Raw genomic sequence first — 21,881 nt, 5'->3', positions numbered from 1 at the left:
CCGTTTTCGCCCATCTGAAGGGCAGAAGACTAATCAGAGAGCTTTATCCCCGTGTCCGCCTTTACCACTGAAACCGTGCTGGATGTCCAGCACTATACCGACCGCCTTTTTCGTTTCCGCACCACCCGCGCCCCAGCCTTCCGGTTTCGGACGGGGGAGTTTGTGATGATGGGCTTGGAAATTGCGGGCAAGCCTTTGGTGCGGGCCTATTCGATTGCGAGCCCCAATTGGGATGAGGAATTGGAATTCTACTCCATCAAAGTGCCCGATGGGCCTTTGACGTCCAAGCTCTGCAACATTGAAGTGGGACAAACTGTGCTGGTCGGGCGCAAACCGGTCGGCACCTTGGTGCTCGATGCGCTCTTGCCCGGCAAAAGGCTCTATATGGTGGCGACGGGGACGGGCATTGCCCCTTTTGCCAGCCTGATCCGCGATCCTGAAACCTATGAGCGCTTTGACGAGGTCATCCTGACCCATACGTGCCGGACTTCAGATGAGCTGACCTATGGGATAGAGTTGGTGGCAAGCCTGAAGGAAGATCCTTTGGTCGGGGAGTATATCGAGGCTGGTAAACTCATCCATGATACGGCCGCCACACGGGAAGCCCAAAACCCCAAAGGCCGCCTGCCCGCCCGCGTCGCTGATGGCAGCTTCTTTAAAGAGCATAATCTGCCACCGTTTAATCCAGACGAAGATCGCGGCATGATTTGCGGCTCGATGGAAATGCTCGCCTCCTGCAAGACCATGTTTGAAGAAGCAGGCTTCACCGAGGGCTCGGTCAGCCAGCCCGGGCAATTTGTCTATGAAAAGGCATTTGTCGGCTGAGCGATTGGTGCTAGGCCTCGACCATGGAGACCATCAAGCTTTGCCTCATTGTCGCGCGTGGCCGCAATCATGTGATTGGGGTTGATAATGACTTGCCGTGGCGTTTGGGCAGTGACCTGAAAAACTTCAAAGCCGTCACCTTGGGCAAGCCTGTCATCATGGGCCGCAAGACATGGGATTCGATTGGCCGCCCCCTGCCCGGCAGGCCAAATTTGGTCATCACGCGTGATACTGATTTTGTGGCACCTGGTGCCAGTGTATGGACAAGCCTCGGCGTAGCAATCGAAGCGGCCAAAGCCATGGCAAAGGCCACCCAGCAAAGCGAAATCTGTGTGATTGGTGGCGGGCAAATCTATGCTGAGGCCCTGCCCTTCGCCGACCGGCTCTATTTAACCGATGTCGATGCCGCGCCAGAAGGCCATGCTGTTTTTCCAGCTCTGGATGAAAGCGCGTGGACCGAGACCTCGCGCACACACTTCCATGCAGGGCCAAAGGATGACCACGATTTTGTGGTTCGCGTGTTGGATCGGGCCGCTTAAGCCGCTTGGGTGCCCTGATAGAGACGCAGAATCTGCAGCGTCGCCCCATCATTGCCGGGCTTGCCGCCTTCATCCAATTCTTCTTGCAAGGCGACACTGTCAATTTCGGCCTGCAAGGCGCTGGCAAGCTTTTCGCCCAATACCGGATCGTGGCTGCTCAACACGTCCCACAGGGTGCGTGTCATGCGCAGGGCAACATCGGCATCAATGCGAACGCCGAGTAATTGGGACTGTTCTTCTTGGGTGCGGGAATTTTGCATCTTCGCCTCCACTGTCAAACTCTAAAAAGGAATCCGGCCGAAAAGGGGTGTTTAATGTTGAAACCTAACTTACGCGTAAGATAATTTACAAATAGTTGCTGAGAACTTGCATGCAAGTGCAGAAACTAATTTCATTACCTGACTGAACTTTCTCAATGCCTTAAATTCAACCAATCGCGCTCGCGCTCTCAATTGCCGAGCTCATCTTGCTAAAGCCCGGTTGGACCGACATGATGGGCGCATTCAGTTCTTCTGCCAGGTGAGCGAGTCCATGCCAGAGCCAGAGTCACAAGAGCCTTGGCGCGGCAGTGGTGCAACCAAGGGTCGCCAGATCGGACCCTTGGCTGAATTCCTGATCTTGGAAGTTACCTCCCAATCCAAAGTCTATAAGCAGAAGCTGGACCGCTTGCTGCGCACGGAAATGAAGATTCGCCCCCGGCACGGGGAGTTTGAGGTCGAAATCCTGATCGATCTCAATCGCGACTACCCAGCCATCGACCTCGACAATGTGGCAAAAGCGGTCCTCGACGGCATTAAGGGTGCGGTTTTCTTTGATGATGCGCAAGTCATGCGGCTAGTTGTGGAAAAGCGCTGGGCAGAGTCAGAGCGGGTTTTGGTACGTGCTTGGCCACGGGGCCATCAGGCGTAGTCCAACGCTCGTGCCCAACACCGTGGCATAGATACAATTTGTTACAACAAAGTCAGTAAAATGACTGAATTGCCCTCGACAGACTTCGCTGTATGCGTTTGAAATATCGTGACAAGCTTCATGAGGGCGGATGATGCAAGATTGGCGCGAAGATAAGACCTTTTTCGGTGCGACCATCGCGCTGCCGGTCATCTGGTTTATGATCTTTTTTGTCGTGCCGATGGCCATTGTTTGGGCCTATTCCGTCGGCGAAAACGTTGGTCCGGTTGATATCGCGATCACCGGAACATTTGCCAATTATGCCAAAGCCTTTTCCCCGGAAGTTCTGAAAGTGATGGGCGATTCCGTCGTCCTTGCCTTCATCACCACGATCATTTGCCTTGTGGTCGCTTTCCCCGTCGCCCTCGCCATGACCTTTGCCGATGAGAAGCAAAAGATGTGGCTTTTGCTGTTAGTCATGCTGCCCTTCTGGACCAATCTGTTGATCCGGACCTATGCGCTGATTGCTGTGATGCGCACCTCTGGGGTGATCAATTCCGGGCTTGAGGGGGTGCATGGCCTTCTGGCCCTCACAGGGCTGCCGATGGGCACGTTTGAACCCTTGCCCTTACTTTACAACAAGTTCGCGGTGGTGGTGGGCCTTGTCTATGTGCATTTGCCCTTCATGGTCCTGCCCCTCTATGCCGCGCTTGACCGCTTGGACAAAAGCCTGATTGAGGCGAGCCTTGATTTGGGCGCAGGCCATTTGGAAACCATCCGCCGCATCATCGTGCCACTGGCAGCGCCGGGTATCGCGGCCGGTCTTGTGATTACCTTTATCCCGGCCCTAGGCGCCTATCTGACGCCCGACCTGTTGGGCGGGCCGGATGATTTGATGATCGCCAGCCTGATTGAACGACAATTCAAGCGCGCCAATGACTGGCCATTTGGGGCGGCTTTGTCCTTCATCCTGATGTATATCACGCTGATCTTCTTTGCCATTCGCGCCTTTATGGAGCGCAAGGGCGGAAAGGTGGGCGCACACTAATGGCCAAGAAAGTCGCCCGCGCGCCCTTAGACTACCTCAATATGCCAGCCATGAAGGCGTGGTTGGCCGGGGTGTTTATCTTCCTCTACACACCGTTGATGATCCTGATCCTATTCAGTTTCAACGATTCCAAAGCCAATATTGTCTGGAAGGGCTTCACGCTCAAATGGTATGTAAAGGCCTTTGAGAACACGCAACTGCGCGAAGCTTTGCTCAACTCGCTGTTGATCGCAGGGGTGTGCACCATCATTTCGATCGTGCTGGGGGCCTTAATGGCCTTTGCCTTCTGGCGTTTCAAATTTCCCTTCAAAGGCCCCCTTGAAAGTGGGATGAGCCTGCCGATTGTGGTGCCTGAAATCTGCTTTGGCGTGGCGGTCTTGCTGTTCTTTGCCAAGATTGGTTTTCCCAATGATCTGCCCTATCCCTTCAATCTGACCCAGATCATTTTGGCCCATGTGACGTTTGCTTTCCCCTTTGTCGCCATTGTGGTGCGGGCAAGGTTAGAGAGCTTTAATCCAGAGCTGGAAGCGGCAGCCCTGGATTTGGGGGCCTCGCGCTATCAAGCCTTCCGCGATGTGATCGTGCCCCATATGAAGCCCGGCCTGATCGCCGGTGGCCTTCTGGCCTTCACCCTGTCGCTGGATGACTTTGTGATTACCTTCTTTGCCTCCGGGCCTGGTACCATCACCTTCCCGGTCAAGGTCTATTCCATGGTGCGCTTCTCGGTCACGCCAGAGGTCAATGCCGCCTCTACCATCATCATTCTGATCACGGTGCTCGCCACCGTCCTTGCCTTGCGCGCCCAAGCCGCCACCACCAAAGAGAGCTAAATCATGAGTGATCGTGACACCATTATTCGGGTCGAAGAAGTTACCAAGCGCTATGGCAAGGTGACCGCGGTTGACCGCGTGACGTTGGAAATCCCGCGCGGTGAGTTCTTTGCCCTCTTGGGCCCTTCCGGCTGCGGCAAGACGACCTTGCTGCGCATGTTGGCGGGCTTTGAAATGCCAAGCGAAGGCAAGATTTTCATCGATGGCGTCGATGTGTCGACCATCCCGCCCAATAAGCGGCCGGTGAATATGGTGTTTCAATCCTATGCCGTTTTCCCGCATATGACGGTGTTTGAAAATGTCGCCTATGGCTTGAAGTTCGACAATGTCGCCAAGGCCGACCAATATGGTCGCGTCATGGCCGCCTTGGCCGATGTGAAGCTGGATCATCTGGCCGAGCGCAAGCCAGATCAAATGAGTGGCGGTCAACGCCAGCGCGTGGCCTTGGCCCGCGCGCTCGTCAAAAAGCCCAAAGTTCTCCTGTTGGACGAGCCGTTAAGCGCGCTCGATGCGAAACTCCGCGAAGCCATGCGCTTTGAACTGGCCGAGCTGCAAGACAAGATTGGCATTACCTTTGTGATGGTCACCCATGATCAGGACGAGGCCCTTGCCATGGCGTGCCGCTGCGCCGTGATGGACCGCGGCAAGCTGATGCAAACGGCCACACCCTCGAACCTGTACGAATTTCCTGCCAACAAATTTGTGGCCGATTTCATTGGCAGCGTGAATTTGTTTGAAGGAACGTTGGAAGTTGACGAGCCCGACCATGCCATCGTCCAGTCCGAAGAATTGGGCGGGCGGATCTTCTTTGACCATGGCGTCTCGGGTGCGGGTGGCGAGAAAATGTGGGTCGGCATTCGCCCAGAAAAGATTGAACTCCTCAAGCGTGAAGAGGGCTCTACCCCACCGACCCCTGAAGACGCGCCTTCGGGCTGCAATGTCACGGCAGGAACCATCCGCCAGATTTCCTATCTTGGCAGCGAAAGCATTTACGAGATCGACTTGATTAATGGGCGGCGTATGCAGGTCTCGCGCCCCAATTTGTCGCGCTGGGATCAAGAGGACTTCACCTGGGATGATGAAGTCTGGCTGCGTTGGCATGGCGATAGCCCTGTCTTGCTGCAGAGCTAAACGTGCACACAGATGGAAGATAAGATGCAAGGAAAGCTGGGCGGATGTCGGTGTGGCCAAGTCCGTTTTCAAGCCAAGCCGCCCGTCCTTCTCACCATGGCTTGCCATTGCAAGGGCTGCCAGCGCATGACGGCCAGCGCATTCTCTTTAAGCGAAATGTATGCTGGGGCGAATTTTGAGCTGCTTTCCGGCAATCCGGTGCAAGGCGGCATGAAGGCCAGCCCCGTCCATTATGTCTGCCCCGAATGCTCCAGTTGGGTCTTTACCAAAGTGTCGTCCACCATTGGTGACTTCATCAATGTGCGCGCGACGATGTTTGATGAGCCCGATCAGAGCCCGCCCTTCCTCGAGACCTGCACCGCCGAAAAGCTCGACTGGGTTGAGATTGGCGCCCCGCACGCCTATGAGAAGTTCCCGCCGCATGAGAAATTTGGCGGCCTCATCCAAGAATTTATGGCTCGATCCACATGAACGCACGACCTATCCTCGGCATGATTTGCTGCCAGCGCCATGTTGGCACCGAATATGCCCAAGCGGTGATGGAGCGCTATCTCTATGGCGTCAGCCCGCATGTGGATGCGATCCCGCTCCTCATCCCGTCCCTGCCCGCCTTTGTCGACGCAGAAACCGTGGCAAGCCGCCTCGACGGGCTGTTGTTAACGGGCTCGCCCTCCAACATGCAGCCCCACCGCTATGGCGAAGATAGTGAAGACGCACCCGGGCCGTTTGATCCCAATCGCGATGAAATGGCGATGGCCTTAGCCGATGTGATGCTGAAGGCTGGCAAGCCCGTTTTTGGCATTTGTCGGGGTTTTCAAGAACTCAACGTCCATTTTGGCGGCACGCTGCGGCGCGACATGGCCGCCCCTACACGCGCCCTGCAACACCATGCCCCTGATGGGGTTAGCTTTGATGCGATGTTTGCCCATGAACATGACGTAACGCTGGAAGAAGGCGGGGCCATCCTTGCCGCCATCGGCCAAGCCACGATCAAGGTCAATTCGGTCCATTATCAAGGCGTGGACAAACTCGGGAAAGACCTGCGTGTAGAGGCCCGCGCGCCCGATGGCGTGGTGGAAGCCTTTTCCAGCACCGCCCGCGGCGGCCCTGTCCTTGCCGTGCAATGGCACCCTGAGTGGAAGCCCGAAGCCAATGAGAACAGCCGCAAGCTTTTTGGCTTGATGGGTCGCGTCTTGCGGGGTGGATCGCTTTAAGGGGCCGGGTTGGCGGCCTAGCGAGTGTTTTCCATCTGCTGTCATCCAAGACGGCGAAGCTGATGCGGGCCGTGTGCCGCAAAGCCCCCCGATGATGTCATCCCCGATGGTGCCAGCCAATCGGGGATCTTGCGCCGCAAAGTCCCCTGAGGTCCCCGCTCTCCACTGCGTTCCGGCGGGGATGACGTTGTTGGGGGGAACTCCCCTCTCCTTATGGGAGAGGGGGCGGGGGTGAGGGCTTACGCTCACAAAAATGAAACGATGAGGGCCAGCCCTAAGCCCCAGAACACAATCAGCTTTTGTGCCCCACAAGCCCTCACCCCTTTCCCCTCTCCCAAGGGGAGAGGGGAGCGCATAGATAAAACTCATCCCCCGCTCCCAAAACCTCGGACACACCCTCCCCCGCAAACTCGCAGTGTCGCTGCAGCGACAACACGTTTCACAGATAACAAGTCGCTCACGAGCCTGTTACCCAAAGTTAAACTATTTGTAATTTGACCCCAAAGATTGAAAACCTAACTGACCGGCTGGAATCCTGATTTCCAGTCGCGTTTCGCGCGACTCCTTTTTGCAACTTGGAGGCTAAATATGCGTAGAACTTTACTGGCCGCAACGGCCGCAATCGCCTTGTGTTTGAGTTCCGGGTCCGCCTTGGCCAAAGATAGTGGCCTCTATGGTGGCGTTGTGATCGGCAGCCAAATCGGCACCGAACGCAATGTTGATACGATTGGCACAACTGCCTTCAACACGTTGGTGCCCAATATTGCGCCGCGCCAACTGAAGCCAAAGGTCGAGGGTGTTACCTATGGTGGCGTGCTTGGCCTCAATTTTAGCAGCGATGGCGCGCTGGTTTGGGGTGTGGAAGCCGATGTGATTGGCGGCGGTGACTTTAAATCGGCTTCATTCTCTGGTGCCCCCATTCCGGGCCTCGCCCCAGCTGGCATCACAACTTCTGCCACCAAGGAATACAGCCTGCGCGGATCGTTGCGCGGCAGACTGGGCACCTCATTGACCGACGAAATCTTTGTTTATGGTACGGGCGGCCTAGCCTTTGCTCAAGTTGAAACCAAGGCATCCGTGGTTGCCAATGGTGCGCCGACCGTGGCTTGGAATGGGGCTAATGAAGAGACCCTCACCGGCTGGACACTGGGTGCAGGGGCAGAGTTCCAGATTAATGATGGGATCATTCTGCGCAGTGAATATCTGTATACAGACCTCGGCGATAGCACAGTGACCGCCGCTGGTAATTCGACCGTTCGCGGGATCGCAGCTTTGAACGGCATCGATTATGTCGCCCGCACCGATTATCGCGGCGGGGAAGTCCGCCTCGGCCTGTTGTTTGCCTTCTAGGCGATCATCCAAGCATAAATTCAGTGATCAGAGGGCCGCGTAGCACCAGCTGCGCGGCCCTTTAGCTAGGATTAGACAACCCATGGCCTTGAGGCCTCAAAGTCCCCTGATGAGGTCATCCCCGATGGCGTCAGCCAATCGGGGACCTCCGAGCGCAAAGTCCCATGGGGTCCCCGCTCTCCACTGCGTTCCGGCGGGGATGACATTTTTTGGATTTCTTTTCGTCTGGAAGCGTTTTGGTGATCCTTCCGGCCCACCAAACCGCAAACGAAATTGTTTTTGCGACATCCTCGATCATCCATTTTGGTGAAACAGCGTTTCCACCAAAATGGGTCCAGACCGAAAGGCTTCCCCGTCGGCGGCACCACCAAAGCCTTGCTGCGCACATGAACCAATGTGCGCGAAAAGCACGCTAATGGTCCTGATGAGACCTACGTTCGCCAGTTACATTGTTTACAAAACTTACAGGCTTGCCGGGAATAAAGGTAGCAAGCAGAGCCTTGTATCGCCTGTATTCAGAGTCATTTGTGACTGAGTAAAAACCAAGTCTTACCCCTGGCATGGACCGGTGCAAGCATTCAGGCCGGATAGTATCGACCCATATGTCGGCCAATTGATTGTTGAGACGATCAACATCTGCGGTGGGCATACGCCCTCCGAAGTCCAACGACTTTAGCTTCATAGAGACACTAAGCGGATTATTAAAATCATAACCGCCCACCGTGGTGACCATTCGGCCCCTTTTGCCCCAGCATGTAAAGGTGGTGACAACTTCCATGCTGGACGGATGTGGATATGGTTCGAGCAATATTGGGACGTCCGCAGGTTCATCCGCCTTCTGAGCGAAGCAAGGTTGTGGCAACTGACTTGCCGCGACAAACAGGACAAAAATCGACAGTCGGATCAGGCTCATACCCACCCCCGCAAAGAAAAGGACCGCGCAGATCAGTCTCCATCATCCCCTGCCATCGACCCACCCCCTGCACCACCCCGCCCTTTGGTAGACGGAACCGGAGCCATTGTATCAGAAATCACCAAAGCCTCCCGCTTATGCGCCCGATTAGCGGGGGGACCGGAGGTGAGCTTTTCCGATCCGATACAATTCTGCAGGAAATAATCCATCTCGCCATAGACATTGGCAGAGTCTGTATAGCGCGATGGCGAATGTTTCATGCGGGGGAAGCGCACCAGACGCGCCTGCTTCTTCGCGGCACTGAGCGCATCAAACATCAGCTGACTATTCTTGGGGTCCACGGTGTCGTCGAGATCGCCTGCCAGCAAAAGGATCGGGACTTTGATGGCATTGACTTGTTTCAGCGGCGAGACCCGGTCCATGGCGGCGCGATCCACGGCGGGGTCACCCATTGTCCGCTTCCAGAAGGCTAAGGAAATCGGGTTTGAGAACCGAGCGACCCATTCAATATGGGTATTCAAGTCAGCCACCCCATTGAGCGAGGCTGCACATTGATAAAGGTCGGGCGTCAAGGCCGCCCCTGCCAAGGCCGCATAGCCGCCATAGGAACCGCCAACGATCGCAACCCGCTTTGGATCAACCCGGCCTGTTTTGACCAGATGGCCGACCAGATCGGTCACATCATCCTGCATGCGCCCGCCCCATTGGCGATAGCCCGCCAAGGCAAAGCTGCGCCCTTTGCCGCCAGAGCCCCGGAAATTGGGCTGGGCTACCAAATAGCCGCGGCTGGTCAAGAAGGCGGCTAAACGGTCCCAATCCTGATTGGTTGAAACCCCATGTGGGCCGCCATGGGGCATGACGACCAAAGGCATCATGGTTTCTTGCGCGCCAACCGGGGCCAGCAACAAGGCCTCTAACGCCAAACCATCGCGGGCTTGATAGTCCACCCAAGTCGCTGTCCCGATGCTGGTTTCATTCAAGACGCGATCGGTCTGCCCAATTTTCAGCATGCGGTTAAAGCGCGCGTCATGCACCCACAGACTGCCCGGATCAACGGGGGACTCGGTCTGCACCGTCCATAAGCCATCATCGGCCGAGATGGACCGCACCCGAATGGTGCTGCCCGCAGGGGCGCGCTTTTGAATCTCTTCAAATCGCGCCTTATTCTTGGGATCCAGCGCGACAAATTGCGACCCCCGGCCCGCTTCAACGCCTGCGATCAGGACATTGTTCGCATCCAAAATGGCATCGGCCATATCATATTTGGCGGACTGGATGCGCGGTTCAGAGAAAGTCTTGTTGATGACATCATAATCATAAATGGCGGCGAGCTCATCATTGCCGCGTCTGGCGCGGACCGTGACATGATCGGGCTTGGCCGAAGGGCCAATCACGTCAAAGCCAAAATGCTCCTCAAAGGGAAATTCAGCCAAAGTGCTCGCCGGTGTTGCGCCCTGGGCTAAGCGGGTCAAGCGTACCGAGGACCCAAGCCGGGCCTGTTCGCGCCGGATCAAGGGTACCCCCGCACTGGAGATAAACCAGTCCGTCCAATAGTCGGGCGTTGCCTCATCGAGGGTCTTGGTCTCGAACGTTGTCAGATTTACTGAAACCAGCCGATCTACATTGTCAAAGCGGGTGCCGACCATGACAGAATTGGGATCGGCATCGAGGCGAGAAACCAACCAAGTGCGATCGGGACGCGGTTTGGCCCGGCGCGCATCATCGCGATTCATATAGAAGGTGCGTGCCTCTTCCTCGGTATCGAATTTCGGATCAGGGGCATAATCATCATCTTGGGCATCAAAACGGACGAGCTTTTTGGCGCGCGCTTCCCCAATCGTCCAAATCCAGACCCCAATCCGATCCTCACGATCCCAGCCGGTCAACAAAAGGCGGTTTTGGTCCTTCCACTCCATTTCATAGATATGGAAGGGCATGTCGAGCCCACCGGCCCGCTTCGTCCGCGCTTCTTGCATGTCATAAAGCTCAATCGCCGATTCCTCGCCGACGTACTTTACCGTCGCCAGAACCCGTCCATTGGGGGAAACATCCGCATCGAGAAAGAATGACCCACCCCAAAACTCATCCAATCTGGGCCGTTGATACACATTGGGAACCACATCCGGCGCAGCTTGGGCTTGGGCTTGGGCCTGACCCTGTGTTTGGGCCAAAGCTTCGTTTGTACCCCCGCTACCCAACCCGAAAACCATGGCAGCACAAGCCGCCACCACCAATCGACCCACCACCCCATTCGTCATGTTACAATCCTACTTAAACCCGATTCAATCAGGTCAGCTTATTGCCTAGAATTGAGATGGCAAGGGGGGAGATTTTAGGTGCGCACGGTGCTGTGCTAGCGGTATGGCTTGACCTTGGAGCATTCCTGCCGGAACGCACCCTACGACGTGCAGCGCCGAAGCTAGGTCACGAAAGGTTTTGTTGACCATGCCTATCAGCAGACATTCACTAGAGAAAGCCTAGTCGGACTGCATGCTACGAAATCAAATCACCTATGTCGAACACCGTGATGTTAGTGATGGAGTTTAGGGCACTTCAGGTTTCACAAGTTCGCAACTGAACAAAGACGAAGGACGCACTAAAGCTGTGACAAACTCTCTGACAATAGCTGAAGCGGCTGAACTTTTGGCGCGTGTGCCCATTGATGTTCACGGTCAGACACGGTTTGTGCGAGTTGTCTATGAAGGTTCTAAAAGTAAGCTCAAGGGCTTCACAGACGTACTTTCTCGGAACTGCCCAGAGTGGAGTTGTTCCCTTCAAGGCAATGTTCTGTATGTATATGTTCCAGTGGCATTGGACGCGGAAAGCTTAGCCGCAGCGCACGACGCCATCACCTTATTGAAGCCAAGCCGGAGCATTCTTGAAATTGGTTTTGAGATTGCATTAGAAGGCGTTATCGAAGAGGCGGTAAAGCAGCACGATTTAATTGAGAACTCCTGGAAACCCGGCACGACCTTCGCTTTTCAATGTGCAGACGGCCTTTGGGCACACCTTTTGTTTGTGGCTGGTGGACGAGGATACGGTGCTTGGGTAAATGTCGCCACCGAGCGCACCCAGAGTTCCACCGATCTTGATTGGGACCGCATTGGCCCCGATAAACTGGCCTTTAATGCGCCCCGCCATGCAGTTATTTCGAGTGCGGCCGTAACGCATATTGGGAAAACACGCCTAAACAGCTTTGTGGCCGACCGGACATTTGTTTACCGCCACCAATATGGCTGGGATGAAACAGCGGTTCCTAATACGGCCGTGCAGTTAGGGCTACCCGAGCCACAAACGCACGAAGAGTGGATTGAGTTTATTAAAGCAATGGTCGTTCGCGATGCTGCGTTTTCTGTCAATTCATGGATGACACGGCGCGTTGCTGTATCACTCAAAGGTACCATTACTATCCTTAGCGATAGCTTAGAACGGGACTGCGCTCCATTGATAGATGCGCCACTTTGCGGTTTTGCACTTGACCTTGCCGATCTCGAGGCAGCGGCGGCGGGGCGAACAGACTACTATGCAGCACTGATGGAGCGCGTGTATCCCCTCTTTCCACCCAACTGAAGGTACGAGCCAAGTTCGAAAATGAAGCGCACGCGGCTACGCACTAGCCGCCGGATCTATACTTATAATGCTTCCACTGATGCCCTCCGCACCGTAGGGTGCAGTCCAACCGGACTGCACCATCCCGTCCCCTTTAGTCTTGATTTTGGTTGTTTACGCTTGGGACCGCCTGCGCCGCAGGCTCTGCTTTGGCAAAGGCCATGTTCGAGTTGGGGGCGCACGATATGGGTTCAAGGCAAGCAGAGCGAGGCTTGAAGGCGTTCCAAGTGTTCTGGCGAAGGCCCCGCATCGACGATGTTTGGAATTGCTTGACCACGGTGCATTCCGGTCGGAATGCACCCTACGGCGCGACGGGAGCCCCCCCTACAACATCGCTGGGATAACGCGGTCGGGGGGTTTGTGGCCGTCGGCGAAGGTTTTGATATTGATGATGACTTTCTCGCCCATTTCGGTGCGGCTCTCCATCGTGGCAGAGCCCATGTGCGGCAGGAGCATGACGTTGGAGAGTTTTTTGAGCTTGGGATTGATCGCAGGCTCATGCTCAAACACATCAAGGCCAGCACCGGCCAACAAGCCCTTGTCGAGCATACGGGCAAGGGCGGCTTCATCAATCACCTCGCCGCGGGCGGTATTCACCAAATAAGCGCTGGGCTTCATCAATTGCAGGCGCCGCGCCGAGAGCAAGTGATAGGTCGCAGGCGTATGGGGGCAATTGACCGAGATAATGTCCATCCGCGACAGCATTTGGTCGAGGCTTTCCCAATAGGTCGCCTCCAAATCTTGCTCAATCGCGGCAGAGACACGGCGGCGGTTATGATAATGAATCTGTAGGCCAAAGGCCTTAGCGCGTCGGGCGACGGCTTGGCCAATCCGCCCCATGCCCACAATGCCCAGACGCTTGCCCGCCACCCGGCGACCCAACATCCAAGTTGGCGACCAGCCTTCAAAGCCATCGGCTTCCACCACGCGCACCCCTTCCATCAGGCGGCGCGGGACAGCCAGAATCAAGGCCATGGTGATGTCGGCAGTATCTTCGGTCAAAACGCCCGGCGTATTGGTCACGGTAATGCCGCGCTGAATGGCTGTCGCCACATCCATATTATCAACGCCAGCCCCGAATTGGGCGATCAGGCGCAAGCGTTCGCCGGCGCGCGACAAGACTTTGCTGTCGATCTTATCGGTCACCGTCGGCACCAAAACATCGGCGCGGCTGACAGCATCGACCAATTGTTCATAGGTCATAGGCGTGTCGGTCGCGTTCAATTCGGTATCAAACAATTCTGCCATCCGTGTTTCGACGGGTTCTGGCAGTTTGCGGGTGACGATGACTTTGAGTTTTGACTGGGGCATAGCCCTGTGTAGCAAGGCAAAGCGCAGACGCCAAGCGACATCGCAGTGAACGCTGAAATCTGGTGCTTACAGACAATTTTACCCTCTAAATTAAGACGCTGTTCACCTTCATCGGCCAGATGAAATCTGGGTAGGCTTTGTCAGGGAACGCGATAAAGTCGTTGTTTGGGAAGTAGTTGCGCACGATGGGTAAAGTGAAAGCCATCCTCGCCAGCCTTGCATTGGCAACCTCTAGCCTATGGGCCACCTATGCGATTGCCGGAGGCTTTCCCCCCTTTAACCGCTTAGCGGGGGAAACACCGTCCGGGCAGCCTGTGCCGCGCTTTGTTTCCTTAAAATTTTCCAACATTAATGGCCGTGCAGGGCCCAATAAGGCCTATCCGGTCCGTTGGGTTTATAAGCGCAAAGGCCTGCCTGTTCGCGTGGTTGCCGAGACCGATGATTGGCGGCGCATTGAAGACCCAGATGGGGCTGTGAGTTGGGTGCATAAGCGGATGTTAGACGGTCGGCGCACCGGCATTGCACGCCCTGCCCGCGATATGCGCGTCGCCATGCGGGCCAATCCCAGCAGCGACACGCGCATTGTCGCCTATATTTCTGACGGCGTGATCGTTGAAATCACAGAGGAACGTCCAGGCTGGCGCGAGGTAAAGGCCGGCCGCTTCAAAGGGTGGGTGCCAGCTTCTGAGCTTTGGGGCGCTGACAATTCGCGCCATCCCTAGAGGATAGCGTGCTTGGCGAATGGCCTTGCGCCATGCTAACGCCCTTGTGAAACATTTTGTAACAGGACGGCATCCCTTTGACGCAGACCACCGACAGCACCATCCCCGCACGCGCCTCTTCCTATAGCTATGAGCAGCTGATCGCGTGTGGCGAAGGCAAATTATTTGGTCCTGCCAATGCCCAATTGCCACTTCCCAACATGCTGATGATGGACCGAATCACCACCATCACCGAGGCAGGCGGGGCCTATGACAAAGGGCGGATCGAAGCCGAATTGGATGTAAATCCCGGTCTCTGGTTCTTTGACTGCCACTTCAAAGGCGACCCCGTTATGCCCGGTTGTTTGGGCTTGGATGCCATGTGGCAATTGGTGGGCTTCTATTTGGGCTGGTCAGGCTTGCCTGGAAAAGGCCGCGCTTTGGGCGTTGGCGAAGTTAAATTCTCCGGCCAGATCACCAATGACATCAAACTCGTCCGCTACGAGATCGATATTAAGCGCGTCTTCAAATCGCGTTTGATTCTGGGGGTTGCCGATGGCCAAGTTCTGGCTGATGGCAAGGTTATCTACACTGCAAAAGACTTGCGCGTCGGACTGTTTCAGCCAGACGCCCTATAAGGAAAAAAGCGATGCGTCGTGTTGTCGTAACTGGGATGGGCATCGTGTCATCGATTGGCAATGACACCGCAGAAGTAACCGAAAGCCTGCGGGCGGCTAAATCAGGCATAAGTTTCGCGCAAGAACATGCCGATCACGGCTTTAAATGCCAAGTACAAGCCCGCCCTAATCTCGATTGGGAAACCTTAGTCGACCGGCGCGCCGCGCGCTTTTTGTCCGAGGGCATGGGCTGGGGCCATATTGCGATGGAACAAGCCATTGCCGATGCAGGTCTTGAGCCCCACGAAGTCAGCCATGAGCGCACCGGCATTATTGCAGGCTCTGGCGGCCCTTCTACCAAAGCCATTGTTGGGGCTGCGGACAAGACCCGCGAGACGGGCTCACCCAAACGCGTTGGCCCCTTTGCGGTGCCCAAAGCCATGTGTTCTGGCGTCTCGGCTGCCTTGGCGACTTGGTTCAAGATCCGGGGCGTCAATTATTCGATTAGCTCAGCATGTGCGACCAGCGCCCATTGCATCGGCAATGCCTATGAGAGCATTGCTTGGGGCAAGCAGGATGTGATGTTTGCAGGCGGCAGCGAAGACCTCGACTGGACTTTGTCGATTCTGTTTGACGCCATGGGGGCGATGTCTTCTTCCTATAATGACACCCCGGCACGGGCCTCGCGCGCTTATGATAAGAACCGCGACGGCTTTGTGATTGCAGGTGGGGCCGGCATGTTGGTGCTGGAAGACTATGACCGGGCCAAGGCGCGCGGCGCTAAAATCTATGCCGAACTGACGGGCTATGGCGCGACCTCTGACGGTCACGACATGGTCGCCCCCTCGGGCGAAGGCGCAGTGCGCTGTATGCGCCAAGCTTTAGAGATGTCGGGTGGTCGCAAGGTCGATTATCTGAACCCGCACGGCACCGCGACCCCGGTGGGCGATACCAAAGAAGTGGGCGCAGTTCGTGAAGTCTTTGCGGGCAATATCCCGCTCATCTCCTCAACCAAATCACTGACGGGCCACTCCTTGGGCGCTGCAGGGGCCCAAGAAGCCATCTATAGCCTATTGATGATGCAAGCAGGCTTTGCCTGTGAAAGCGCCCATATTGACGAGATCGACCCCGACTTTGCCGATCTGCCGATCCTGAGGGCGCGCAGAGACATTGAGATTGAGACCGCCATGTCCAATTCCTTCGGCTTTGGCGGCACCAATGCAACTTTAATGTTCTCAAAAATCTAGCGCCATTTTCCCGTCACAAACTTGGGGCTCAATGGGAGCATGCGATTCCTCCTCTTCCTTCTGATCGTGCTTGGTGCGCTCTTCTATTCTAACCCGACCGAGCAACGGTTGCGCGAAGTCATGCGCGAGCAGGATAAGCTGAGTTTGGATGCGGCAAGCCTTTTGCCTATCAAGCGCACCAATTATTATTTGGCCTCAAAGTTTGAGATCAATTATCTGATCGGCAAGAAAACCTGCTGGGGTGCGGCCCATGCCGTGATCATTTGCCCGGATGAGAAAAAGGACAAGAAGTGATGCGCCCCTCGCTCAAATGGGCCCTGACGGCAACCGATGTTGCTTTCATGCTCTATTGGAGTGTGGCGCTGTTAGAATGTGTGGGCCTGATCCAAATCCCCAGTGACTGGCTCTATGCCCATGCTCATGACCCTCGTGTGGTGGCTTGGAACTGGTCTTTCTTTCCCCTTGATATTGCTTTCTCGATTACCGGCCTATGGGCGGTGCGTGCGGCAAGCCAAGGCAACCCGATTTGGCGGCCCCTTGCCCTCATTTCCCTCATCCTCACCATTGTGGCGGGGGGCATGGCGTGTGGCTATTGGCTGCTCTTGGGCGAGGTTGACGCCGTTTGGTTTGGCATGAATGCGGTTCTGGTGGTTTGGCCACTGGTATTTTTGCCCAGTCTGGTGCGAGAAATGGCCGTAAATTCTGCGTCTGCGAATTGACTTCTCCCGCGCTGGCACGTATCAGCGCCGCTCTCTAAAGACGTCACCTTAACAGCGCCCACGTTGCGCGCCACCTTTTGGAATACGACCATGAAAGTGAAGAGCTCTATCAAATCACTGAAGACCCGCCATGCAGCGTGTCAGGTCGTGCGCCGTAAGGGTCGGGTCTATGTCATCAATAAGGTCGACCCACGCTTTAAAGCCAAGCAGGGCTAATTGCGCGTGTCTGCGCCGATCCGCGCAGTTCTTTTCGATTATGGCAATGTGTTAGTCGGCTGGTCGCCGCGCAAACTCTATGCGCGCTTGATTCCAGATCCCGACCGCCTCGACTATTTTCTCGACCATGTTTGCCCGATGTCGTGGCATATGCTGCATGACGAAGGCCAAGCCATGGCCGATACGATTCCCGCCAGACAAGCGCAATTCCCCGAATTTGCCGCAGAAATTGCTGCTTGGAAGACAGACTTTGCGGAGATGATAACCGGCGAAATCACAGGCTCAACCCACTTGGTGAAAGAGCTCGCCGCCGCGCAAGTCCCGCAATATGTCTTGACCAATATGCCAAGCGAAATGGTGGAAACCTGCTTTGGCCCGTTTGATTTTCCCCGCCACTTCAAAGACATTATCGTCTCGGGCGATGAAAAGACCGCCAAGCCCTTAAAGCCCATCTTTGATATTAGCCTGAAACGCATGGGTGGCCTTGCGGCTGAAGAAGTATTCTTCACCGACGATTCGCCTGCCAATATCGCTGCTGCTGCTTCTTATGGCTTTGTGACCCATTTGTTCACCGAACCCGAGGCTCTGCGGCTTGCCATGCGCGAGGCGGGTCTTCCCGTTTGACGGACATGTCGGTTTAGAGGAAAGCTAAGCCGATGCGGTTCTTGCGCCTTTTGCCCTTTCTATTTCTCCTGCCTGCGGCTGCGGTCCCGGTTGTGCCCGGTGCCGTGACACCGGAGGTCGATAATCCGACCGTCTATGACCCCCCGCCGGCCCAAAAGCTGAAAACCTATTATGAGGCCTTGGCAAAGAGTGGATCGGTGGAAGAGGCCGCCCGCTATGAGGGCGAGATTTATCTGATCTTGACGCGCAATGCCTCGCCCACCATCAATTTTCTGATGGAAAGCGCCAGTCTGGCGATGGAAGCTGAGGATACCGAAACGGCGCGCAAGGCGCTCACACGGGTGACAGAACTGGACCCCAATTATGCCGAAGGCTTGGCGCGCCTCGCCACCCTTGCCTATGATGATGGCGACCTTGTGCAAGCTGAATCGCTGTTGAAGCGGGCGCTACGCATAGAGCCCCGCCATTTTGCCGCTTGGACGGGCCTTGGCCTTGTGCGCGAGGATCTGGGGGATTATCGCGGTGCCGAAGCAGCCTATCGTGAAGCCTTATTCTTGCACCCCTATCTGGACGGGGCGAAGCGCGGCCTGATCCGCATGGAAGCCCGACTGGACGGATTATCGCTGTGAGCCCTGACCTCCTCGCCCGCCTCATGCCCTTTTTGGTGCTGGCCGCAGCCCTGATCGTCTTTATGCTCATTTCGATCATCTTGCGGCTCGCTTTGATTGAGCGGTCTTGGCCCCCCTTAGGCCGCTTTGTGACTGCGCGCGGGGTTAAGGCCCATGTGATTGAACAAGGCGCTGGCCCCGAAATTCTGATGGTCCATGGCGCGGCCTCTAATGGGCGCGAACTCATCTCAGCCCTCGGCCACCACCTCACGGATTTACGTCTGATCGCGCCAGACCGCCCGGGGCTTGGCTATTCAGAACGGCCAAAGGACGCGGCCACTTTGGGCGAACAGGCAGCTTTTATGGCCGATATTGTGCGCCAAACCGCATCTGGCCCTGTGGTTGCGGTTGGTCACTCCTGGGGCTCGGGTGTTATCCTGCGCTTGGCCTTGGATCATCCAGAACTGGTCAAGGCGCTGGTGCTTCTGGCCCCTGCATCGCACCCGTGGGAGAAGTCGACCAGCCTCTTAAACCGCATTGCCGTCTGGCCCGTCATTGGCGACCTCCTCGTCTGGACCTTGCCGCCACTGCTTGGGCCCAAGCTTGCCCCCAAGGGCATCGCGCGCGGCTTTGCCCCCGGCCCCGTTAATCCGCCCGATTATGGCGATAAGATTGGCACGCCCCTCTTCTTCCGCTCCAAAGCCTATAAGGCCAATGCCGAAGATATGGTGATTGGCAGTGCGGAAATGGGCAAACAGGCAGTGCGCTATAGCAGCCTCAAATTGCCCGTCACCATCGTGTCAGGCCAAGGTGATGTCATTGTTTATAATAGCATTCATGCGGCAGGCCTCAAACGCGACATTCCCCATGCAGACAGCTACCGCGTACCTCAGGCTGGCCATATGCCCCATTGGGTCGACCCCGACCTCGTGGCAGGCATCATCCGCGCCCATGCGACCGATACTGTGTATGAGGCAAGTTCTGCCCAATTTCGTGCAGAGCCCTGATTGCACCTTGGCGTAGGCAGGCTAGAAGGATGGTTAAGACCAGCCCTGATTGATGCTTTGAGGTTCCAACCATGTATGATGCCGATGATGACGACAACCGCGTTTCCGCCCCCCAAGCCTTGACCTCGTCGTCCAAGGAAAAACTGCGCCAGTTTGTTGCCCGCATCGAAACCTTGGAAACCGAAAAAGCCGAATTGGCCGAGCAGCTCAAGGAAGTCTATGGCGAAGCCAAATCCTTGGGCTTTGACACCAAGGCGCTACGTGCCGTCATCCGCTTGCGCAAGCAAGACGCCAATGATCGGGCAGAGGCTGAAATGATGCTCGACCTTTATCTGGAAGCCGTCGGCGAAATCTGAGGCCTTTTTGTCGCGACGGGTTGACCCTGCCCTAACCAAGCGCGCCCTGTCGGCCCTGAAACGGGCGGCAGATAAGGCGAAATTGAGTAAAGAGGGTCTAACCGATTGGGAGGCCGAATTTCTGGGCAGCGTTGAAGAACGCCTTACGAAATTCGGCTCCGCCTTTGCCGATCCCGATAAAGGCCAGTTGAGCGCCCCGCTCTCATTGCGCCAAGGCCTCAAAGTCCGACAAATCAGCAAAAAGGGTGAGGCCGAGGGCGGCCAGAAACCTCGCGCGGGCTTTAAGGCCAAAGACAAGCCCAAAGCCGCCAGCGCGGCAAAGCCCACAAAGCCAGCCAAACCGCGCAAACCGCTCGCCCGTAAAACAGGCCTGACCTCCACAGGGTTTAAGCCGAAAAAGAGCGACTAATTGGGGGCAGCCTCCTCGCCATCGTCGCCATCGGCACCAAATCCACAAGTCAATAGCTTGCGATCATGCATCTCGGCCCGCACGCGAAGGGTTGAAGCAAGGCTGCGGGCTTGGGGTGGTGCGCCCCGACGAAAGCCACCCTCGCCTAATTTATAGATCAAATAATGGGGCACAAATTGGCTGCGGGGAATACCCGTGCGGGCTTCCATTTTGGTAAAGTGCCAGCCAACAAAATCCACCGAAAGAGCAAAGTTCGACCGAGAGCCAGACGTGCGGCCCGTATCTTTCAAGAACCAATTCCATGTCCGCAGATTGGCTTGGGCAAAGCCGAAATTGCGCATTGAATTGGCATCGACCGCGCCATCGCCTTTAGCAGTGGCCCGAAAGCGGCTTTCTTGATCAATCACGGTCAAAATCGCACCGGGACTGACCTTCCAGGTCAAAGAGGCAGAGCGCACAGCCTCTGCCCAGCCGGGATTTCGTGCCAAGAGAGCGCACATATCTTGGGTTTGCGCTTGGGCCGGCAGGGCAGCCAGATAAAGCCCAAAGGCAGCCAGAAAGCCCACCAACCGCATGTCTCAAGCCATCCCACAACAGGGGCAGGCAGGGTCAGCCTTCAGGCTCACTGTCCGGCTCTGCCCGCTCAACCCATCCATCATCCACAGCCGGCCCATCAAGGGCTTACCGGCCTTGGTCAGCCATTTGATGGCCTCGAGCGCCATCATAGAGCCAACAATCCCCGTCAGCGCGCCCACAATGCCCATTTCCGCACAGGTCTCAGCTTGGGGCGGGATGTCGGGCACAAAGCAGCGATAGCAGGGCAAGGCTTGCCCATGCGGGTCAGTCTTGCTGAGGCCAGAGCCAAATACCGCCACTTGCCCATCCCACCGACCAACAGCGCCCGATACCAGCGGGATGCCCAAAGCATGGCAAGCGGCATTGACGGCAAAGCGGGTTTCAAACTGGTCTGTCCCGTCCAGCACAAGGTCGGCACCCGCAATCAGGCGCTCGGCATTGCTTGCATCTAGTCGTTGAACCTGAACTTCTACTTCAATGGCAGGATCAAGATGGTGGATGGCTGCTTGCCCCGCGCGAACCTTGTCCACACCAACATCTTCGGTCCTAAACAGGATTTGTCGCTGCAGATTGGAAAGCTCAACCACATCGGGATCAATCAGTACGAGACGCCCCACCCCTGCTGCAGCCAAATACAGCGCCGCGGGCGCACCCAGTCCACCCACGCCCACCAAAGCCACCGTCGCCTCCGCCAGCCGCTTCTGCCCGGGGCCGCCAATCTCTTTGAGAAGAATATGCCGAGCATGCCGGTCTAGGCGAACAGAACCTGTTTTCATCCCACCATGATGACCGCCCCGGTGCACAATGGCAAGCGAGGGGAAAGCCCCGCGTGCCCCTTGGCGACAAGTCTGCCTAGATGCCGATGCTGTCAAGGGCGGTGAAGGGGTGTTTCAGAAAGCTTGTCATCAAGTCAATTTCCCTGGCGATGTCATTCCCGGACGGCGTCAGCCAATCGGGGACCTCCGAGCGCAAATGCGCTGAGGTCCCCGCTCTCCACTGCGTTCCGTCGGGGATGACATTGTTTTGGCTGGTTTTTATCTGGACGCGTTTTGGTGAAACAGCGGGTCCACCAAAATGGGTCTAGATGAAAACGACCCCTTCAGTCCCTTCGGGACAGCTTCCCCACAAGTGGGGAAGCGGCAT

At 56.2% G+C, this 21,881-nt stretch carries 26 protein-coding genes; 21 read left to right on the top strand and 5 right to left on the bottom strand.

Features of this window, described 5'->3' with window-relative positions; translation table 11 throughout:
• Window positions 1–51 precede the first annotated feature (51 nt).
• Both IOB61_RS16730 and IOB61_RS16725 read left to right on the top strand, forming a co-directional pair.
• Window positions 52–825, top strand: a complete 774-nt coding sequence (locus IOB61_RS16730; protein ID WP_290819123.1) for a ferredoxin--NADP reductase — start codon at window positions 52–54, stop codon at window positions 823–825.
• 23 nt (window positions 826–848) lie between these two features.
• Entirely contained in the window at window positions 849–1,364 is a 516-nt protein-coding gene (locus IOB61_RS16725; protein WP_290819121.1) for a dihydrofolate reductase, read from the top strand.
• Here the strand turns inward: IOB61_RS16725 and IOB61_RS16720 are convergent.
• Window positions 1,361–1,624: a hypothetical protein gene (locus IOB61_RS16720; RefSeq protein WP_290819119.1), complete on the bottom strand. Its 264-nt coding sequence runs from the start codon at window positions 1,622–1,624 to the stop codon at window positions 1,361–1,363. The two genes, IOB61_RS16725 and IOB61_RS16720, sit on opposite strands and share 4 nt — an antisense overlap.
• A gap of 271 nt (window positions 1,625–1,895) precedes the next feature.
• On the opposite strand from IOB61_RS16720, the gene IOB61_RS16715 reads away from it, so the two are divergent.
• The 7 genes from IOB61_RS16715 to IOB61_RS16685 all read left to right on the top strand — a co-directional run bounded on the left by IOB61_RS16715 (window position 1,896) and on the right by IOB61_RS16685 (window position 7,825).
• Window positions 1,896–2,273 carry a RusA family crossover junction endodeoxyribonuclease gene (locus IOB61_RS16715; RefSeq protein WP_290819117.1) on the top strand — a complete coding sequence of 126 codons (378 nt, stop codon included), beginning with the start codon at window positions 1,896–1,898 and terminating at the stop codon, window positions 2,271–2,273.
• Window positions 2,274–2,403: 130 nt separating this feature from the next.
• The gene (locus IOB61_RS16710; RefSeq protein WP_290819115.1) at window positions 2,404–3,300 is read left to right on the top strand and encodes an ABC transporter permease; all 897 of its coding nucleotides are present in this window, start codon (window positions 2,404–2,406) and stop codon (window positions 3,298–3,300) included.
• On the top strand, window positions 3,300–4,130 hold the full coding sequence (locus IOB61_RS16705) for an ABC transporter permease (RefSeq protein ID WP_290819113.1): 831 nt from the start codon (window positions 3,300–3,302) through the stop codon (window positions 4,128–4,130). Before IOB61_RS16710 ends, IOB61_RS16705 begins: the two co-directional genes overlap by 1 nt.
• A gap of 3 nt (window positions 4,131–4,133) precedes the next feature.
• On the top strand, window positions 4,134–5,261 hold the full coding sequence (locus IOB61_RS16700; protein WP_290819111.1) for an ABC transporter ATP-binding protein: 1,128 nt from the start codon (window positions 4,134–4,136) through the stop codon (window positions 5,259–5,261).
• Between the two features lie 12 nt (window positions 5,262–5,273).
• The gene (locus tag IOB61_RS16695) at window positions 5,274–5,732 is read left to right on the top strand and encodes a GFA family protein (protein WP_367272868.1); all 459 of its coding nucleotides are present in this window, start codon (window positions 5,274–5,276) and stop codon (window positions 5,730–5,732) included.
• Window positions 5,729–6,475 carry a gamma-glutamyl-gamma-aminobutyrate hydrolase family protein gene (locus IOB61_RS16690; protein WP_290819109.1) on the top strand — a complete coding sequence of 249 codons (747 nt, stop codon included), beginning with the start codon at window positions 5,729–5,731 and terminating at the stop codon, window positions 6,473–6,475. Before IOB61_RS16695 ends, IOB61_RS16690 begins: the two co-directional genes overlap by 4 nt.
• 588 nt (window positions 6,476–7,063) lie before the next feature.
• The gene (locus IOB61_RS16685; RefSeq protein ID WP_290819107.1) at window positions 7,064–7,825 is read left to right on the top strand and encodes an outer membrane beta-barrel protein; all 762 of its coding nucleotides are present in this window, start codon (window positions 7,064–7,066) and stop codon (window positions 7,823–7,825) included.
• 945 nt (window positions 7,826–8,770) lie between these two features.
• On the opposite strand, the gene IOB61_RS16680 is transcribed toward IOB61_RS16685, so the two are convergent.
• Window positions 8,771–10,996, bottom strand: coding sequence for an alpha/beta fold hydrolase (locus IOB61_RS16680; protein WP_290819105.1), 2,226 nt, complete (start codon window positions 10,994–10,996; stop codon window positions 8,771–8,773).
• A gap of 346 nt (window positions 10,997–11,342) precedes the next feature.
• Here IOB61_RS16680 and IOB61_RS16675 point away from each other — a divergent pair, with 346 nt between their 5' ends.
• Complete coding sequence (locus IOB61_RS16675) at window positions 11,343–12,308, top strand: hypothetical protein (RefSeq protein WP_290819103.1); 966 nt, start codon at window positions 11,343–11,345, stop codon at window positions 12,306–12,308.
• 363 nt (window positions 12,309–12,671) lie between these two features.
• On the opposite strand, the gene IOB61_RS16670 is transcribed toward IOB61_RS16675, so the two are convergent.
• Window positions 12,672–13,658, bottom strand: coding sequence for a D-glycerate dehydrogenase (locus IOB61_RS16670; protein WP_085339919.1), 987 nt, complete (start codon window positions 13,656–13,658; stop codon window positions 12,672–12,674).
• A 185-nt stretch (window positions 13,659–13,843) separates the two neighbouring features.
• Between IOB61_RS16670 and IOB61_RS16665 the strand changes: the two genes are divergently transcribed.
• The 11 genes from IOB61_RS16665 to IOB61_RS16615 all read left to right on the top strand — a co-directional run bounded on the left by IOB61_RS16665 (window position 13,844) and on the right by IOB61_RS16615 (window position 20,162).
• On the top strand, window positions 13,844–14,380 hold the full coding sequence (locus tag IOB61_RS16665) for an SH3 domain-containing protein (protein ID WP_085339918.1): 537 nt from the start codon (window positions 13,844–13,846) through the stop codon (window positions 14,378–14,380).
• Between the two features lie 101 nt (window positions 14,381–14,481).
• Window positions 14,482–14,997 (top strand): bifunctional 3-hydroxydecanoyl-ACP dehydratase/trans-2-decenoyl-ACP isomerase, encoded by a 516-nt coding sequence (gene fabA, locus IOB61_RS16660; protein ID WP_290819136.1) that lies wholly within the window; start codon window positions 14,482–14,484, stop codon window positions 14,995–14,997.
• Between the two features lie 11 nt (window positions 14,998–15,008).
• Window positions 15,009–16,223: a beta-ketoacyl-ACP synthase I gene (gene fabB / locus IOB61_RS16655; RefSeq protein ID WP_290819099.1), complete on the top strand. Its 1,215-nt coding sequence runs from the start codon at window positions 15,009–15,011 to the stop codon at window positions 16,221–16,223.
• Window positions 16,224–16,262: 39 nt separating this feature from the next.
• Entirely contained in the window at window positions 16,263–16,517 is a 255-nt protein-coding gene (locus IOB61_RS16650) for a hypothetical protein (protein WP_290819097.1), read from the top strand.
• Complete coding sequence (locus IOB61_RS16645; protein WP_290819095.1) at window positions 16,517–16,942, top strand: DUF5360 family protein; 426 nt, start codon at window positions 16,517–16,519, stop codon at window positions 16,940–16,942. Before IOB61_RS16650 ends, IOB61_RS16645 begins: the two co-directional genes overlap by 1 nt.
• A 90-nt stretch (window positions 16,943–17,032) precedes the next feature.
• Window positions 17,033–17,158, top strand: a complete 126-nt coding sequence (gene ykgO / locus IOB61_RS16640) for a type B 50S ribosomal protein L36 (RefSeq protein ID WP_085339923.1) — start codon at window positions 17,033–17,035, stop codon at window positions 17,156–17,158.
• 6 nt (window positions 17,159–17,164) lie between these two features.
• Window positions 17,165–17,782 (top strand): HAD family hydrolase, encoded by a 618-nt coding sequence (locus IOB61_RS16635; protein ID WP_290819093.1) that lies wholly within the window; start codon window positions 17,165–17,167, stop codon window positions 17,780–17,782.
• Window positions 17,783–17,814: 32 nt separating this feature from the next.
• On the top strand, window positions 17,815–18,411 hold the full coding sequence (locus IOB61_RS16630) for a tetratricopeptide repeat protein (RefSeq protein ID WP_290819091.1): 597 nt from the start codon (window positions 17,815–17,817) through the stop codon (window positions 18,409–18,411).
• The gene (locus IOB61_RS16625; RefSeq protein ID WP_290819089.1) at window positions 18,408–19,397 is read left to right on the top strand and encodes an alpha/beta hydrolase; all 990 of its coding nucleotides are present in this window, start codon (window positions 18,408–18,410) and stop codon (window positions 19,395–19,397) included. The genes IOB61_RS16630 and IOB61_RS16625 overlap by 4 nt, the downstream gene beginning before the upstream one ends.
• 71 nt (window positions 19,398–19,468) lie before the next feature.
• Window positions 19,469–19,753, top strand: a complete 285-nt coding sequence (locus tag IOB61_RS16620; protein WP_085339911.1) for a DUF2312 domain-containing protein — start codon at window positions 19,469–19,471, stop codon at window positions 19,751–19,753.
• Window positions 19,754–19,760: 7 nt separating this feature from the next.
• A complete protein-coding gene (locus IOB61_RS16615; protein ID WP_290819087.1) occupies window positions 19,761–20,162 on the top strand; it encodes a hypothetical protein in 402 nt (133 codons plus the stop codon).
• On the opposite strand, the gene IOB61_RS16610 is transcribed toward IOB61_RS16615, so the two are convergent.
• Both IOB61_RS16610 and IOB61_RS16605 read right to left on the bottom strand, forming a co-directional pair.
• A complete protein-coding gene (locus tag IOB61_RS16610; protein WP_290819085.1) occupies window positions 20,159–20,737 on the bottom strand; it encodes a hypothetical protein in 579 nt (192 codons plus the stop codon). The genes IOB61_RS16615 and IOB61_RS16610 overlap by 4 nt on opposite strands.
• A gap of 3 nt (window positions 20,738–20,740) precedes the next feature.
• Window positions 20,741–21,514, bottom strand: coding sequence for a HesA/MoeB/ThiF family protein (locus IOB61_RS16605; RefSeq protein WP_290819083.1), 774 nt, complete (start codon window positions 21,512–21,514; stop codon window positions 20,741–20,743).
• Between the last annotated feature and the right edge of the window lie 367 nt (window positions 21,515–21,881).

Origin of the sequence: Aquidulcibacter sp. (assembly GCF_020253525.1) — a bacterium.
In the GTDB taxonomy this organism is placed as follows: domain Bacteria; phylum Pseudomonadota; class Alphaproteobacteria; order Caulobacterales; family Aquidulcibacteraceae; genus Aquidulcibacter.
The sequence above is the reverse complement of the archived record's forward strand: the minus strand, read 5'-3'. Positions and strand labels throughout refer to the sequence as shown.

What these genes read in the sequence shown, in the direction of transcription:
- IOB61_RS16720 (WP_290819119.1), bottom strand. Translation starts at nt 1,624, where the DNA reads ATGCAAAATTCCCGCACCCAAGAAGAACAGTCCCAATTACTCGGCGTT.
- IOB61_RS16705 (WP_290819113.1), top strand. Translation starts at nt 3,300, where the DNA reads ATGGCCAAGAAAGTCGCCCGCGCGCCCTTAGACTACCTCAATATGCCA.
- IOB61_RS16695 (WP_367272868.1), top strand. Translation starts at nt 5,274, where the DNA reads ATGGAAGATAAGATGCAAGGAAAGCTGGGCGGATGTCGGTGTGGCCAA.
- IOB61_RS16645 (WP_290819095.1), top strand. Translation starts at nt 16,517, where the DNA reads ATGCGCCCCTCGCTCAAATGGGCCCTGACGGCAACCGATGTTGCTTTC.
- IOB61_RS16620 (WP_085339911.1), top strand. Translation starts at nt 19,469, where the DNA reads ATGTATGATGCCGATGATGACGACAACCGCGTTTCCGCCCCCCAAGCC.
- IOB61_RS16665 (WP_085339918.1), top strand. Translation starts at nt 13,844, where the DNA reads ATGGGTAAAGTGAAAGCCATCCTCGCCAGCCTTGCATTGGCAACCTCT.
- IOB61_RS16700 (WP_290819111.1), top strand. Translation starts at nt 4,134, where the DNA reads ATGAGTGATCGTGACACCATTATTCGGGTCGAAGAAGTTACCAAGCGC.
- IOB61_RS16670 (WP_085339919.1), bottom strand. Translation starts at nt 13,658, where the DNA reads ATGCCCCAGTCAAAACTCAAAGTCATCGTCACCCGCAAACTGCCAGAA.
- IOB61_RS16690 (WP_290819109.1), top strand. Translation starts at nt 5,729, where the DNA reads ATGAACGCACGACCTATCCTCGGCATGATTTGCTGCCAGCGCCATGTT.
- IOB61_RS16725 (WP_290819121.1), top strand. Translation starts at nt 849, where the DNA reads ATGGAGACCATCAAGCTTTGCCTCATTGTCGCGCGTGGCCGCAATCAT.
- ykgO (WP_085339923.1), top strand. Translation starts at nt 17,033, where the DNA reads ATGAAAGTGAAGAGCTCTATCAAATCACTGAAGACCCGCCATGCAGCG.
- IOB61_RS16650 (WP_290819097.1), top strand. Translation starts at nt 16,263, where the DNA reads ATGCGATTCCTCCTCTTCCTTCTGATCGTGCTTGGTGCGCTCTTCTAT.
- IOB61_RS16605 (WP_290819083.1), bottom strand. Translation starts at nt 21,514, where the DNA reads ATGAAAACAGGTTCTGTTCGCCTAGACCGGCATGCTCGGCATATTCTT.
- IOB61_RS16630 (WP_290819091.1), top strand. Translation starts at nt 17,815, where the DNA reads ATGCGGTTCTTGCGCCTTTTGCCCTTTCTATTTCTCCTGCCTGCGGCT.
- IOB61_RS16685 (WP_290819107.1), top strand. Translation starts at nt 7,064, where the DNA reads ATGCGTAGAACTTTACTGGCCGCAACGGCCGCAATCGCCTTGTGTTTG.
- IOB61_RS16610 (WP_290819085.1), bottom strand. Translation starts at nt 20,737, where the DNA reads ATGCGGTTGGTGGGCTTTCTGGCTGCCTTTGGGCTTTATCTGGCTGCC.
- fabB (WP_290819099.1), top strand. Translation starts at nt 15,009, where the DNA reads ATGCGTCGTGTTGTCGTAACTGGGATGGGCATCGTGTCATCGATTGGC.
- IOB61_RS16680 (WP_290819105.1), bottom strand. Translation starts at nt 10,996, where the DNA reads ATGACGAATGGGGTGGTGGGTCGATTGGTGGTGGCGGCTTGTGCTGCC.
- IOB61_RS16715 (WP_290819117.1), top strand. Translation starts at nt 1,896, where the DNA reads ATGCCAGAGCCAGAGTCACAAGAGCCTTGGCGCGGCAGTGGTGCAACC.
- IOB61_RS16710 (WP_290819115.1), top strand. Translation starts at nt 2,404, where the DNA reads ATGATGCAAGATTGGCGCGAAGATAAGACCTTTTTCGGTGCGACCATC.